This is a genomic window from Rhizobium sp. BK112 (assembly GCF_014193215.1).
GTDB classification, from domain to species: Bacteria; Pseudomonadota; Alphaproteobacteria; order Rhizobiales; family Rhizobiaceae; genus Rhizobium; species Rhizobium anhuiense.
Genome location: NZ_JACHYZ010000006.1, coordinates 33,251 through 47,725, shown reverse-complemented (window position 1 = coordinate 47,725; position 14,475 = coordinate 33,251). Strand labels below are relative to the sequence as shown.

Below are 14,475 nucleotides of genomic sequence, written 5' to 3'. Positions count from 1 at the left end.
GACAGAACAGATGATCCTTTCCGACCTCCAGCAGCAGATTTCAGATCTCGCCCGCGACTTTGCCCGCGACCGGCTGGCGCCGGGGGCGGCCAAACGCGACCGGGAGCATCTCTTTCCGCGCGAGGAACTGAAGGAGATGGGTGAACTCGGGCTGCTCGGCATGCTGGTGCCGGAAGCCTATGGCGGCTCGGATACCGGCGTGGTCGCCTATGCCGCAGCACTTGAGGAGATCGCCGCCGGCGACGGAGCCTGTTCGACGATCATGAGCGTGCACAGTTCCGTTGGCTGTGTGCCGATCCTGAAATTCGGCACCGAGGAGCAGCGGCAGCGTTTCCTGCCGAAACTGGCCAACGGCGAATGGATTGGCGGCTTTGCGCTGACCGAGCCGCAGGCGGGTTCGGATGCCTCGAACCTGAAGACCCGGGCGCGGCGTGACAGTGACCACTATGTGCTCGACGGCTCCAAGCAATTCATCACCTCGGGAAAGAACGGCGATGTCATCATCGTCTTTGCCGTCACCGATCCCGACGCCGGCAAGAAAGGCATTACCGCCTTCATCGTGCCGACGGAGACGCCAGGCTACGAGGTGATCCGCGTCGAAGAGAAGCTTGGGCTGCATTCCACCGATACCTGCCAGATCGCCTTCAACAACATGCGCATCCCGGCCGGGCTGAGGCTCGGTGCGGAAGGTGAAGGTTATCGCATCGCGCTCGCCAATCTCGAGGGCGGGCGGATCGGCATTGCGGCGCAGGCCGTCGGCATGGCGCGGGCGGCCTTCGAGGCGGCGCGCGACTACGCCCGCGAGCGCACGGCCTTCGGCAATCCGATCTTTGAGCACCAGGCCGTGGCCTTCCGCCTTGCCGATATGGCGGTGCGGATCGAGGCGGCGCGGCAGCTCGTCTTTCATGCCGCCTCGCTCCGGGAGGCGGGGCTGCCCTGTCTGTCGGAAGCCTCGATGGCGAAGCTCTTTGCCTCCGAGATGGCCGAGCGTGTCTGCTCCGATGCGATCCAGATCCATGGAGGTTATGGCTACATGGCCGACTATCCGGTCGAGCGCATCTACCGCGATGTGCGCATCTGCCAGATCTACGAAGGAACGAGCGACGTGCAGCGCATGGTGATCGCCCGCAATCTATAGAACGACATCCGGCCCGGCTCTCGGAGGAGAGGGGCAAGGCCGGCAAGGGAGGAAAGAAACGACATGGTGGATTCTGCTCGTTTGAGCCTGCACGTCCCCGAACCCGCCGTCCGACCTGGCGGCCAGCCTGATTTTTCCAATGTCAGGATTGCCAAGGCCGGCGCGGTGCCGCGGCCGGAGGTGGATGTCGCGTCGGAAGACATCCGCGATCTTGCCTATTCCATCATCCGTGTTTTGAACCGCGACGGCGAGGCGGTCGGCCCCTGGGCCGGGTCGCTCTCCGATGAGGAGCTGCTGACCGGGCTTCGCAACATGATGAAACTGCGGGCCTTCGACGCCCGCATGCTGATGGCGCAGCGGCAGGGCAAGACCTCCTTCTATATGCAGCATCTCGGCGAAGAAGCCGTCAGCTGCGCCTTCCGCAAGGCGCTCGAGAAGGGAGACATGAATTTCCCGACCTATCGCCAGGCGGGCCTCTTGATCGCCGACGACTATCCGATGGTCGAGATGATGAACCAGATCTACTCGAACGAGAGCGATCCCCTGCGCGGCCGGCAACTGCCGATCATGTATTCCTCCAAGGAGCACGGCTTCTTCACCATCTCGGGCAATCTCGCTACCCAATATGTGCAGGCCGTCGGCTGGGCAATGGCCTCGGCGATCAAGAACGACAGCCGCATTGCCGCGGCCTGGATCGGCGACGGATCGACGGCGGAATCGGATTTCCACTCGGCGCTGGTCTTCGCCTCGACCTACAAGGCGCCGGTCATCCTCAACATCGTCAACAATCAGTGGGCGATATCCACCTTCCAGGGCATCGCCCGCGGCGGCTCCGGCACCTTCGCCGCCCGCGGCCTTGGCTTCGGCATTCCGGCGCTGCGTGTCGATGGAAACGATTATCTCGCCGTCCATGCGGTCGCCCGCTGGGCGGCCGAGCGCGCGCGGCGCAATCTCGGCCCGACGCTGATCGAATATGTGACCTACCGCGTCGGCGCCCACTCGACCTCCGACGATCCGAGCGCCTACCGGCCGAAGACGGAATCGGAGGCCTGGCCGCTCGGAGATCCCGTGCTGCGGCTGAAGAAACATCTGATCGTCAAGAGTGTCTGGTCGGAGGAGCGGCATGTGCAGGCGGAAGCCGAAATCATGGATGAGGTGATCGAGGCGCAGCGCCAGGCAGAGGCGCACGGCACCCTGCATGCCGGCGGCAGGCCCTCGGTGCGCGACATTTTCGAGGGCGTCTATGCCGAGATGCCGCCGCATATCCGCCGTCAGCGGCAGCAGGCGGGGTACTGACATGGCCAGGATGACGATGATCGAGGCGGTGCGCAGCGCCATGGACGTCTCGATGGCGAAGGACGACAATGTCGTCGTTTTCGGCGAGGACGTCGGCTATTTCGGCGGCGTCTTTCGCTCGACGCAGGGCCTGCAGGCAAAATACGGCAGAACACGCTGCTTCGATACGCCGATCAGCGAATCCGGAATCGTCGGCACGGCGATCGGCATGGCCGCCTACGGGCTGAAGCCCTGTGTCGAAATCCAGTTCGCCGATTACATGTATCCGGCCTATGACCAGCTGACGCAGGAGGCGGCGCGCATCCGCTACCGGTCCAACGGCGATTTCACCTGCCCGATCGTCGTGCGCATGCCGACCGGCGGCGGTATCTTCGGCGGCCAGACGCACAGCCAGAGCCCGGAGGCGCTTTTTACCCATGTCTGCGGGCTGAAGGTGATCGTGCCTTCCAATCCCTACGATGCCAAAGGCCTGCTGATCGCAGCGATCGAGGATCCCGATCCCGTCATGTTCCTGGAGCCGAAGCGGCTCTATAACGGCCCCTTCGACGGCCATCACGAGAAGCCGGTGACGCCCTGGTCGAAGCATGACCTCGGCGAGGTGCCCGATGGCCATTACACTATTCCGATCGGCAAGGCCGAGGTGCGGCGCGTCGGATCGGCGGTGACCGTGATTGCCTACGGCACCATGGTGCATGTGGCGCTTGCCGCAGCCGAAGATGCCGGCATCGATGCCGAGGTGATCGATTTGAGGAGCCTGCTGCCGCTCGATCTCGATGCGATCGTCAAATCGGTCGCCAAGACGGGGCGCTGCGTCGTCGTGCATGAGGCAACCCTGACGTCGGGCTTCGGCGCCGAGGTCGCAGCACTGGTGCAGGAACATTGCTTCTATCATCTCGAGGCGCCGGTCGTGCGTGTCGCCGGCTGGGACACGCCCTATCCGCATGCGCAGGAGTGGGACTATTTCCCCGGTCCCGGCCGTGTCGGGCGGGCGCTTGCCGAAGTCATGGAGGCCTGAGCCGTGGGCGAATTCATCATCAAGATGCCCGATGTCGGGGAAGGGGTCGCCGAGGCCGAGATTGTGGAATGGCACGTGAAGACAGGCGATCCCGTCCGCGAGGACATGGTGATTGCCGCCGTCATGACCGACAAGGCCACCGTGGAAATTCCGTCGCCCGTCCATGGCACCGTCATCTGGCTTGCCGGCGAGGTCGGAGACCGCATCGCGGTCAAGGCCCCGCTGGTGCGGATCGAGACGGCGGGAGATGTCGGCGAGACGCAGCCTGTGGTGATTGGGCAGGCGCCGATTGCCGAAGCCCCCAGGGCCGACATTGCAAAACCTACCCCGGCAGCGCCAGCGCCAGCGCCAGTGCCGGCGGCTGCATCGACGGAAAAGCCGCTTGCCGCGCCCTCGGTGCGGCTTTTTGCCAGGGAAAGCGGTGTCGATCTCAGGCAGGTGCAGGGGACAGGACCGGCCGGGCGTATCCTGCGCGAGGATATCGAGCAATTCCTGACCCCAGGAGCCGCTCCCGCAGCAGTGAAGAACGGTTTTGCCAGGAAGACGGCGACCGAGGAGATCAAGCTGACCGGCCTGCGCCGCCGCATCGCCGAGAAGATGGTGCTTTCCGCCTCGCGCATCCCCCACATCACCTATGTGGAGGAAGTGGATATGACCGCGCTCGAGGAGCTTCGCGCCACCATGAACGGCGACCGCAGGCCAGGCCACCCGAAGCTGACTGTTCTGCCCTTCCTGATGCGCGCACTGGTCAAGGCGATTTCCGAGCAGCCTGACGTCAACGCCACCTTCGACGACGATGCCGGCATCATCACCCGCCACGGTGCCGTCCATATCGGCATCGCCACACAGACGCCGGCCGGCCTGACCGTGCCGGTGGTCCGGCATGCGGAAGCCCGCGGCATCTGGGATTGCGCCGCCGAGATGAACCGGCTGGCGGAAGCAGCACGATCCGGGACGGCGACGCGCGATGAGCTTTCCGGCTCCACCATCACCATCAGCTCGCTCGGCGCGCTCGGCGGCATCGTCTCGACACCCATCATCAATCATCCCGAGGTGGCGATCATCGGCGTCAACAAGATCGCCACGCGACCGGTCTGGGACGGCGCGCAATTCGTGCCGCGCAAGATGATGAACCTCTCCTCCAGTTTCGACCATCGCATCATCGACGGCTGGGATGCGGCAAACTTCGTGCAGCGCATCCGCACGCTGATCGAAACGCCGGCGCTCATTTTCATCGAAGGCTGAGATCCATGAAAGAGATCCTCTGCAAGCTCCTCGTCATCGGCGCCGGTCCGGGCGGCTATGTCTGCGCCATCCGCGCCGGACAGCTCGGCATCGATACCGTCATCGTCGAGGCCGGTAAACCGGGTGGCACCTGCCTGACGGTCGGCTGCATTCCCTCCAAAGCGCTGATCCATGCGGCTGAGGAATTCGACGCGACGCAAAAGATGCTGGCTGGCAGGAACCCGATGGGCATCCGCGTCGAAGGCGCCTCGATCGATCTCGGCAGAACGATTGCCTGGAAGGACGGGATCGTCGGCCGGCTCACAGGCGGTGTTTCGGGACTGCTGCAAAAGGCGCGGGTCAAGATCGTCCACGGTCGGGCCCGCTTCCGCGACGGCAAGACGGTGGAGGTGGAGACGGAAACCGGCCAGCAGATCATCCGGGCCGAGACCGTGGTGATCGCCACCGGTTCCGATCCGGTGGAGCTTGCCGATCTGCCTTTCGGCGGCCGCGTCATGTCCTCGACAGAGGCGCTGTCGCTGACCGAGCTGCCGAACAAACTCGTCGTGGTCGGCGGCGGTTATATCGGGCTGGAGCTCGGGACGGCCTTTTCCAAGATGGGATCTGATGTGACGGTCGTCGAGGCGACGCCGCAGGTGCTGCCCCAATATGATGCCGAGCTGGTGCGGCCCGTCATGCGCAAGTTGGCCGAAGGCGGTATCCGGGTGTTGACCGGCGCCAAGGCGATCGGCCTTGCCGACGATGGCGACGCATTGATCGTCGAAACACCGGATGGCCGTCAGCAAAGCCTGCCGGCGGACCGCATCCTCGTCACCGTCGGCCGCCGCCCGAGAACGGCTGGGTCGGGTCTCGAAGAGCTCGATCTCGATCGTGCCGGCCCTTATCTGAGGATCGACGATCGTTGCCGCACGTCGATGCGCGGCATCTATGCGATCGGTGACGTGACCGGCGAGCCGATGCTTGCCCACCGGGCCATGGCGCAAGGCGAGATGGTGGCTGAGATCATTGCGGGCAAGAAGCGGGCCTGGGACAAAAGATGCATTCCCGCCATCTGCTTCACCGACCCGGAGATCGTCAGCGCCGGCCTGTCGCCGGCAGAGGCGAAGGCGCAAGGCTATGAAATCCGCACCGGCCAGTTTCCGTTCAGCGCCAACGGTCGGGCGATGACGATGCTATCCGAAGAGGGCTTCGTGCGCGTGGTGGCCCGCGCCGACACCAATCTCGTGCTCGGCCTGCAGGCGGTGGGCGCCGGGGTCTCCGAGCTCTCGGCGGCTTTTGCGCTGGCCATCGAGATAGGTGCGCGTCTGGAAGACATCGCAGGCACCATCCATGCACATCCGACCCGCAGCGAAGCGGTGATGGAGGCGGCGCTGAAAGCTTTGGGAAGTGCCCTGCATATCTGAGGCCCAAGTCCAGGTCCGGACATTGACAATGCTGGAAGGCGTCGCGATCGGCGGCAAAACCGTCGATCACGGCTCCAATTCCTGGGGTCAAGGGGTCGCTGGTTCGACATCCGTCAGATGCGACGAACCGCGCACGGTCCCAGCGATCATCAACATCAAGGAGAGCGACATCACGATGCTGGCCTCGCGCGGCCGGATCGACGCCGCTCAGCTCGCAGCTGCGACGAGGTTCCCCGCCTTATGGGAAGCGCCATCGACTACGGCCGCGAGCCGTTAGCCGGCGGCAGTCATACGGACCCGATCAGCCACAGGCAGATGCACGCGGCCGAGGAGCTTAGGCGCGTATCCGACCTCGGCTTGGCCCTACATCATTTCGCCAACAGTTAAATTAGGCGCGGTGTTGGAAGTGGCCGGATCCTGAAGATCATCCTGTTTGGCTTCTAGGCCAAAGGTGGCTGGGTGGATGAACCCTTCACAACGAAGGGCTATCGGGCGGATTTCGACCTGCTGATCATCGTCAACAACGGGAAGCCCTGCGAGTCCGCCGAGTATTGGTAAAGGCTGCCGACCGTCTGAGGACGGTGGTCGTCGAGATTTTCAGCAGCTTATAGATGTGCGACTTGGGAAGCTGCGGACATCAATTCTTCGGGACTCGGGGCCCGGCATAGATTTTGGCCTTCCTCTTCGGCTTCTGTGAAACTCCAGCGCACAGTGCCTTCCCGATCGAGCAGGAACTCGCCGATAAGCGGCATGTGACCGGCGATCATAATCTGCCGGTCGGCCGCCGTAATTTCATACCAGTCCTTTTTCTCAAGAAAGTCGCCCGCCGCAGCCGGGTTCATCGGCACGGGCAACTCCCCCGGCAGATCGATCCGCATTGTCATGACCGCGTCCATTCCGAGCTTGTGCGGCCATTCGGTTTCATTCTCCGTGAACTCGAGGATGGGTAAACCGAAGGCGCGATGTGAAGCCCCCACCGGGTCGGATGCGCTAAGAAGGTCGGGTAGCGGATGGTAGCGGAAGTAGAGCCGCGCCCGCTCGACTGGCGTCTTGACCACTGCGAGACATTCGATGCCTTTCTCCTTCAGGGCCGGGTTGAGTTGCGCCATCGCCGCGAGATGACGCCGGCAGAACGGACAGTGTAGGCCTCGAAACAAACCGATCAGTAACGGGCTGCGGCCTCGAAAATCATCGAGCGCGATCTTGCCTTCGCGCGAGATCGCGTCGAATACAACATTCGGTGCCCGGTCGCCGGGTTGCAGCGGGCGGTCAACACTACTCGTGGACATGAACAACCTCCTCGCCTCGGATCAGCAAAAAAGGCAACACACCCAGCGCTCCGGGGCTCGAACCCGTGCTGGGCGCAAAATCTCTACGCCGGGACAAAGTAGCTTTCGGCCATCTGCCATATTGCCGACGTCGAGCTTGAGCCGTGCGGCCCATCATAGCACGTAAAAGCGTCTGCGGGCGAGCATTCAGGCTGGTCAGCAATCCGCGGCGCTATGTCCTCTGTGAGGTCTTCGAGGGAAAATTTTTTCCGCCGCTCTCGCCGGTCGATCTAAGTTTACAACCTGAGACAGTAAAATATACCATTAAATCCTACGGTAGTTTTCAATTCGTTGGTCTGATAATTTTCGTTGGTCCGCCTTACCCAATCCAACAAGGCGCAACAGTGGAGATCGTGATGACCGATAACTCTAAGACGCCTCCCGCCAAGAAGACAATCCAAGACCCCCCAGAATACGCGGCTGCGTCCGAAGACCCCAGCCAAGCCGCTCCTTCCAACTCGTCTGGCACGGCAAAGCCTCCCCAGCCAGTATCTCAAGATCTTCGGGGCCAGCTTAAATGGAATGAGCAGCGTACCGGCGAGACCGATGATTGGTTGGGCGGGCCGCAAAACGGGGCCGAAGCGCCTGGCTCCAAGGAGAGTGGTCCGACAGGCTCGGGGAAAGTGCAGGGCGAAGGGGCAAGAAACCCCCAAACCGGCGAACGAATTGCAAGGAACCCCCAAACGGGAGAGTAGCAGCCGATACTGCTGCGACTTCGCGGTGTCCCACGACGGGCGCCGGTGCGAGCGCGGTTAAAGGCTTATCGAGGATTCTCACGTCAACTTGGATTGACGGATCGGGGCTGGGTTAGTCCCCGATCCGTAGCACCATCGTTTCCCAGAGAACGTGTTAAGTCGATGCGGCCCGGTCTCTGCGGCATGCCCGCGCCAAAGCTTCTCCGGCCCCACGCCGAAGCATCACGATTTCGATTTCCGCCAGCCGGCGGCCCACGCTTCGAATTCTGAGCAGAACCATCTTTCCCCGAACTGGGGGCTGATCTTCGTCTCTGCGTAGCGTCGCTGCCCCGGCAGGTGGAAGATACGCTCGCCCGTGTTGATGGAGATGTTGCCCTTGATCCTGCACGATTGTCCGGAGCCGCCAGAAGCGCTCCATGAGGCCAGCAAGTCGCTCGCGGTCCAGCCGCCGGCCGCACCAAACGCGAGCGCGCCGATGACTAAACCCGGAAACTTGAGAAGTACCGGTCTCTTTTGTGGATTGCGATAACCCTGACGCATCCCCCATCCCCGTCATTTCGCGCGAGGATTGTAGCGACGGATGGAGCACGGCGATATCCGTCCAAAAGGCGTAGTGCGCGGGGGCCTCGCCAACTAACCGCATCAGTCGTTCCGTTCCTTCGGGCTCTAGGGATGATGACGCATAACGTCTCACGTGCCGGAGGTTTGCTACACTCGGCAGGCTCGCACCGCGGCTCCTAACGAGAAGGTTGGCCAGACCTTCCCGCTGGGACCAGGATCTCAGGTGGGGATTACGCCTTGCTCTTGCGGATGACGTCCGCAATCTTCACTTGCTTGGGAATGAGCTTCAGTTTGAAAAACGTGTCGGCGATGTTCTGCTGCTGCGCGACGACGGTGTCATCCAGGCTCTTGACCCCGTAGGACTGACGCTCGAGCGCCTTGACGAGCACAGGTTCGGGGATGCCGACCGACGGTGACAGCTCTGCAGCGGCAGCCGCGGTATCGGACTTCGTCCATTCGTCGATCTCGGAAATGGCCTCGATCAAGATATCGATCGCCTCGGCGTGGCCGTCGACCAGCGCCTTGGTGCCGAGATAGAACTGGTGATTGGGAACGATGCCCTCGCCGTTTCTGAGTTCTCGCGCTTCGACCGCCACTTCCGCCGCTGCCTGGAAGGGATCCCAGATGACCCAAGCATCGACCGCGCCCTTTTCGAAGGCGGCGCGGCCGTCGGCCGGGGCGAGGAAGGATGCTTCCACGTCCTCGTAGGTCAAGCCGGCTTCTTCGAGCGCCTTGACGAGCAGGTAATGCACGTTCGAGCCCTTGTTGAAGGCGACCTTCTTGCCCTTCAGCTCCGCGACCGATTTGATGGGGCTGTCCTTCCGGACAAGTATGGCTTCGCCGCGCGGGGCAGGGGGCTCGTGCGCGATGTAGACGAGCGGAGCGTTGGCGGCCTGGGCGAAGATCGGCGGCGTTTCGCCGGTCGATCCGAAATCGACGGCACCGGCGTTCAGCGCCTCGAGCAGTTGAGGGCCGCCTGGAAACTCGGTCCATTCAACCGTGTAGCCGACCGATTCAAGCTTCTTCTCCAGCGTCCCTTTGCCTTTGAGAAGCACCAGAGTTCCATATTTCTGGTAGCCGATACGCACGACCTTGTCAGCTGCGCCAGCCAGTCGAACATGCGTCAAAGGTGTCGCGATGGCGCCTGCCACCACCGCCGTGAAAGCGCGTCTTGTAATCTTCATCATAGCCTCCGGAATAGGATGAGGCTAAATTAAAGTGTCTCTATCTTTTTCATAGAATATACGTGCTCCGGCATCCGCTTCTTAGGGATTGGCTTTTTTGTTCTGTTGCGACAACGAGCAAAAAGAACCGCGCCGCGAAATAGGAAACGTCAAGGCGATGTTTCAGGGCGCGACGCGCACGATCAGTTTTCCGAAATTCCTCCCTTCCAGAAGGCCAAGAAAAGCCTCTGGAGCGTTTTCAAGTCCGTCAACGATGTCCTCCTTGTATTTGAGCCGTCCCCCCGGTGATCCACGCTCCAGCCTGCTGATAGAAGTCAGGACGCTGATCGGCGAATTCGCGCTGGATGAAACCGCGGATGGTGAGGCTTTTGCGCAGGATGGCGCGCATCACCGCAAGAAGCTGATCATGTCCGCTCAAGGCAGAGGATCCTTCGTTATAATGCGCGATCAGCCCGCAGACCGGTATGCGTGCGAAGTCGTTCAGCAATGGAAACACCGCGCTCCAGACGTGGCCACCGACATTCTCGAAATAGACATCGATACCCTTCGGACAAGCGGCTGCAAGTTGTGCCGGAAAATCGCTTGCATGATGGTCTATGGCGACATCGAAGCCGAGCGCCTGGCGTATGTAGTCACATTTCTCAGGCCCGCCTGCAATTCCAACGACACGTGCCCCGGAAATCTTTGCCATCTGCCCGACTGCCGAGCCAACCGCGCCGCTCGCCGCGGCGACCACAAGCGTTTCGCCTTCTTTGGGCTTGCCGATATTGCGAAGCCCGGCATAGGCCGTGAAGCCGGGCATTCCGAGAATGCCGAGTGCCGTCGTGATCGGTGCGGTTTGCGGATCGAGCTTCCGCAAGTCCGCACCATCTGAAATCGCATGGCTCTGCCAGCCGGAATGCGAAAGCACGATGTCCCCCGCCTTGAACGCCGCGTTGCGGCTGCGTGCGATCCGCGCGACCGTGCCCCCTTCCATCACGCCGCCGATGTCGACCGGCTTGGCATAGGATTTGGCATCGTCCATGCGGCCGCGCATGTAGGGGTCCAGGGAAAGATAAAGCGTCTCAAGAAGAACCTCGCCCTCGGTGAGATCGCGAACCGTCTCCCGCTCGAGCCGGAAATTCGCCGCCACCGGCTTTCCGGATGGGCGCGATGCAAGAACGATGCGGGTGGCAACGGGTTGAGCGGTCATGGATGTGTTCCTCTTCTGATTTTTCCTCGGTGTATCAGGGATTCGCTTCGAAAACTGGGCCTCGCCATCCGGACCGTGCCTGCTTGCCGACCGCGCCTTTGCCGTGACGCCCTTACAACCGCTCATCGATCCCACGACCAAACGAGCTCGATCATTGTCATCGAGCTCGATGTCGTGCCATTGGCGGTCGCCAAACGCGAACATCCTCCTTATGTGGATGATCGGCGTGTGCCAAAAGGCAATGACCTCTCCGAGCGGACTTGATGTCGCCGCCCGATTTATCGAATGCGCATGCCTGCCGCTTCATCGTAGTGAAGCGGTTTGTCAAATTTTGCGAGCGGCGCTTCCGGCACCGAGCCGATGGTCACGCCATGCGGCCAATCCGGAGGGCAGATGGCGATATAGCGGGCATAGCCGCCAAGCCCACCCCCGAATTTCGGATAACCGATCGCGACCAATGCACCCGTTTCCGGGACCTGATCGAGATTGGCAACGCCTTCGGCCTGCGCGAAGCCGTTATGCATCAGCCAGTGTTCGCCCTCGAGGTTGGGCGTGGTGTCGGTATCGAGCGGCTCGTGGCCGTGAAACAGGATCTTGCGCTCGAGATGGAGGAATTTCAGCGCATCCAGGCTGACGCCCGGAAAAGGCGTGGTGGTCGAGAGCGCCGGGTCCGGCCATGTCTTGGACCAGCCCGAGCGGACGAAGACAACCGATCCTTCGGGAATCGTTCCGTGTTTCGCCTCGAAATCCTTGATGTCGGAGACCTGCAGGTGATAGCCGGGATCGGCCTTCACCTTGTCCTCGATAGAAATGACGACGAGCGGGCGGACCGCGAAGGTCGGCGGCAACTCGTCGATTGCGGCATATTCCGGTGCCCAATGGGCCGGCGGATCGAGCTGCGTGCCGAGCTGATCTGTCGTCAGCAGGTAGCTCGTCGCTTCGAAACCATGCTTGTCGTAGGTGTAGACATCGCCCTGCTTGGCGAAGCCTTCTAAATTCGCACCCGCCTTTGCCGGTGCAAAGCTTGAATTGCCGAAGCCCGCCCAAACGGGGATTTTCGGAGTGATGGTATGGGTCAGATCCACATATTTCGCGCCCTTGAAGGCGTCGTTGTAAACCTTCCAGAGCCCCGGCTCGTCGGCCCGAGCGGCCGCAACGGCCGAGAAAAATGTCATCCCGAAAATCATGGCAACGCGTGTCGCAAACCGCCTCATTGCTAATCTCCCTTCTGCCTCGATGTCATCGATAGTGCGCTCTTGGAATCTCACGACAGCGCCGCGCGTATTTCCACATACGCAGAGGGCGCTGTCGACTTTGACATACTGCATGATGTTATCCTTCAATCGATGCCGATTTAAGGAATTTTGCAGCAACCGACTTCAAGTGGATTCCGGAGCCTGCGCCAGCCGAGGCGATCAGCACGGCAAGCGCTTGCGAGTTTCATGTCCTTCCACTGTCCGGCCGCGCTCATGCGGCATTTGCTTTCGGCCGGGCAGCCTTAACGTGGGTGACGCTGCGGCGACCGTCGACACTGGCAGGGACGTCGCCATCGACGGTGGCGCGGCGCACGACCCGGTGCTGGTCGCCGTAGTCGTTGACCGCATAGTGCTGGGTCGCGCGGTTATCCCAAATTGCGACATCTCCGGCTCTCCAGCGCCAGCGCACGGTATTTTCCGGGGCGGTCACGTAGGACTGGAACACCTCGTAAAGTTTCGCGGAGTCGCTCTTCGACAGGCCGACTAGACGCTGAACGAAATTGCCGAGCAGCAGCGATCTTTCGCCGGTTTCGGGATGGACACGCACGACTGGATGCTCGGTCTCGTAGATGGTCGAGGTGAAGACTTCCTCGAAATGCTTCTTCTCTTCAGCGGTGGCGCGAGGGCGCACGGCTGCGTAGTCATAGGCATTGCTGTGAATGGCCCATAAATTGTCCGCCAGCAATTTGAGCGGCGCCGGCAGACTTTCATATGCGGCATGCGTGTTGGACCAGATCGTATCGCCTCCAGCTGCCGGAATGACGACGCCGCGAAGGACCGAGAATTTAGGATAGGCATCCACGAAGGTGACATCGGTGTGCCACTGGTCCGCCCTGCCGCCGCCGCGGCTGGAATCGAGATTGAGGATCGAAGCCGTGCCGGCCACCGAACCCTGGGTTGGATGCGGTACAAGGTCGCCCAGGCGGCGTGCGAAGGCTTCCTGTTCGGTATCGTCAAGATGTTGCTGGTCGCGGAAGAAGATGACCTTGTGTTTCAGGAGAAGCTGGTTGATGGCTGCCACCGTCGCGTCGGAAAGTTCTCCGCCAAGGCGGATACCCCTGATTTCGGCGCCGACACGGCCGGTCAGCGGCACGACATCGGACTCGGGAATGATCTGATTGACGAGAACTGGATTGCTCATGGAAAGCTCCTGGCTGGTCTTGGAAGAAGACGGCAAGTCACATGCACCCGATGGGCATCCACCGGGCGATCGAAAATCTCATCGCTAAACTCGACAGGGCTAGGGAACAGGATAATCTATAAATGCTATAGATAAATAATTCTAATTTTGCCCGCTTCCCCGAAACGGCTGCGTTAGATATTTCCTCTTGTCGGTGAATTCTCGCCTGCCGACGCAACCGAAGAAAAGATCACGTTTACGGCCGTCCATGGAGGCCGCCGGAAAGGAACTTTCGATGGCAACAGTCAAGCTCCTGTCTGACCAAGAGGCTGCGGCCATTCCGGCCGTTCAAGCCGTGTTCGACGACATCAGGGCGACGCGCAAGACCGACTTCATCAACAACTTCTGGCGTGCGCTTGCGAACGATCCCGCAAACCTCAAGCGGGTATGGGAAACGCTGAAATCGGTCATGACCGTGGAAGGTGCGATCGATCCATTGACACGAGAAATGATCTACATAGCGGTGTCGACGGCGAATGCTTGCCAGTACTGCATTCAATCCCATACCGCAGCGGCCCGTTCGCGCGGCATGACGGATGCACAGCATGGCGAACTTCTAACGATCATCGGGCTTGCGGCGCAGACAAATCATCTTGCGCTGGCCTTGCAGGTCCCGCCGGATCCGGAATTTGAGGTCCGGTAAAACCCGGCTCGGGATTGGGTCGCAACGCCAGCCGATCGATAATGGAAGCGGTCGACAGGTCGATGATGGTGTTGACAGTCACTTCTTGAGCGCTGACGGCGCTGTTCAGGATGGCGTGAACAGCGGGTGCGCTTTCAATGGCGGTGCCGATACTGGCGCGAAGAGATTTCGATGGTGAGCTCCGCGTATGTCGATTGGAGTTCCCTATCCGTGCCGTCTTCGAAATGGTCGTCGAGAAGCAGGGAGCGATACTCTCGAGCAAGCAACCTCGTTTCGAGCTCGTCGCGCAACGCAGAGAGCCGGAAGAATTGGCGTAGCCTGCCCATGGTGTTTCTCCGA

General features: G+C 61.4%; 13 protein-coding genes and 2 pseudogenes. 8 read left to right on the top strand and 7 right to left on the bottom strand.

From position 1 onward, the window contains the following. Positions 1 to 10: 10 nt before the first annotated feature. From FHT75_RS17790 to FHT75_RS35890, 7 genes and pseudogenes are all read left to right on the top strand, one after another. Positions 11 to 1,138 (top strand): acyl-CoA dehydrogenase family protein, encoded by a 1,128-nt coding sequence (locus tag FHT75_RS17790; RefSeq protein ID WP_183845078.1) that lies wholly within the window; start codon positions 11 to 13, stop codon positions 1,136 to 1,138. A gap of 63 nt (positions 1,139 to 1,201) precedes the next feature. Beyond that, positions 1,202 to 2,434, top strand: a complete 1,233-nt coding sequence (locus tag FHT75_RS17785) for a 3-methyl-2-oxobutanoate dehydrogenase (2-methylpropanoyl-transferring) subunit alpha (RefSeq protein WP_097542472.1) — start codon at positions 1,202 to 1,204, stop codon at positions 2,432 to 2,434. Position 2,435: 1 nt separating this feature from the next. Then, positions 2,436 to 3,449: an alpha-ketoacid dehydrogenase subunit beta gene (locus FHT75_RS17780; RefSeq protein WP_097542471.1), complete on the top strand. Its 1,014-nt coding sequence runs from the start codon at positions 2,436 to 2,438 to the stop codon at positions 3,447 to 3,449. A gap of 3 nt (positions 3,450 to 3,452) precedes the next feature. Continuing rightward, the gene (locus FHT75_RS17775) at positions 3,453 to 4,694 is read left to right on the top strand and encodes a dihydrolipoamide acetyltransferase family protein (protein ID WP_097630240.1); all 1,242 of its coding nucleotides are present in this window, start codon (positions 3,453 to 3,455) and stop codon (positions 4,692 to 4,694) included. Between the two features lie 5 nt (positions 4,695 to 4,699). Next, positions 4,700 to 6,097 carry a dihydrolipoyl dehydrogenase gene (gene lpdA / locus FHT75_RS17770; RefSeq protein ID WP_183845077.1) on the top strand — a complete coding sequence of 466 codons (1,398 nt, stop codon included), beginning with the start codon at positions 4,700 to 4,702 and terminating at the stop codon, positions 6,095 to 6,097. 28 nt (positions 6,098 to 6,125) lie between these two features. Next, positions 6,126 to 6,374, top strand: coding sequence for a hypothetical protein (locus tag FHT75_RS36490; protein ID WP_097542468.1), 249 nt, complete (start codon positions 6,126 to 6,128; stop codon positions 6,372 to 6,374). Positions 6,375 to 6,505: 131 nt separating this feature from the next. Further along, positions 6,506 to 6,672, top strand: a pseudogene (locus FHT75_RS35890) (nucleotidyltransferase); the annotation flags it as partial. A 30-nt stretch (positions 6,673 to 6,702) separates the two neighbouring features. Here FHT75_RS35890 and FHT75_RS17760 read toward each other — a convergent pair. From FHT75_RS17760 to FHT75_RS17735, 6 genes and pseudogenes are all read right to left on the bottom strand, one after another. Beyond that, a complete protein-coding gene (locus FHT75_RS17760; RefSeq protein WP_097542467.1) occupies positions 6,703 to 7,386 on the bottom strand; it encodes a redoxin family protein in 684 nt (227 codons plus the stop codon). Between the two features lie 956 nt (positions 7,387 to 8,342). Continuing rightward, positions 8,343 to 8,660: a succinoglycan biosynthesis protein exoi gene (locus tag FHT75_RS17755; RefSeq protein WP_097630243.1), complete on the bottom strand. Its 318-nt coding sequence runs from the start codon at positions 8,658 to 8,660 to the stop codon at positions 8,343 to 8,345. Between the two features lie 251 nt (positions 8,661 to 8,911). After that, entirely contained in the window at positions 8,912 to 9,865 is a 954-nt protein-coding gene (locus FHT75_RS17750) for a sulfonate ABC transporter substrate-binding protein (protein WP_183845076.1), read from the bottom strand. Positions 9,866 to 10,027: 162 nt separating this feature from the next. Further along, a pseudogene (locus FHT75_RS17745) lies at positions 10,028 to 11,057 on the bottom strand (NADP-dependent oxidoreductase). Between the two features lie 278 nt (positions 11,058 to 11,335). Next, entirely contained in the window at positions 11,336 to 12,232 is an 897-nt protein-coding gene (locus FHT75_RS17740; RefSeq protein WP_183845075.1) for a cyclase family protein, read from the bottom strand. A 292-nt stretch (positions 12,233 to 12,524) separates the two neighbouring features. Continuing rightward, a complete protein-coding gene (locus FHT75_RS17735; RefSeq protein ID WP_183845074.1) occupies positions 12,525 to 13,454 on the bottom strand; it encodes a TauD/TfdA dioxygenase family protein in 930 nt (309 codons plus the stop codon). A 274-nt stretch (positions 13,455 to 13,728) separates the two neighbouring features. Here FHT75_RS17735 and FHT75_RS17730 point away from each other — a divergent pair, with 274 nt between their 5' ends. Continuing rightward, positions 13,729 to 14,136: a carboxymuconolactone decarboxylase family protein gene (locus tag FHT75_RS17730; protein WP_097542660.1), complete on the top strand. Its 408-nt coding sequence runs from the start codon at positions 13,729 to 13,731 to the stop codon at positions 14,134 to 14,136. A gap of 134 nt (positions 14,137 to 14,270) precedes the next feature. On the opposite strand, the gene FHT75_RS17725 is transcribed toward FHT75_RS17730, so the two are convergent. Next, the gene (locus FHT75_RS17725; RefSeq protein ID WP_164735891.1) at positions 14,271 to 14,462 is read right to left on the bottom strand and encodes a hypothetical protein; all 192 of its coding nucleotides are present in this window, start codon (positions 14,460 to 14,462) and stop codon (positions 14,271 to 14,273) included. Positions 14,463 to 14,475: the final 13 nt, after the last annotated feature.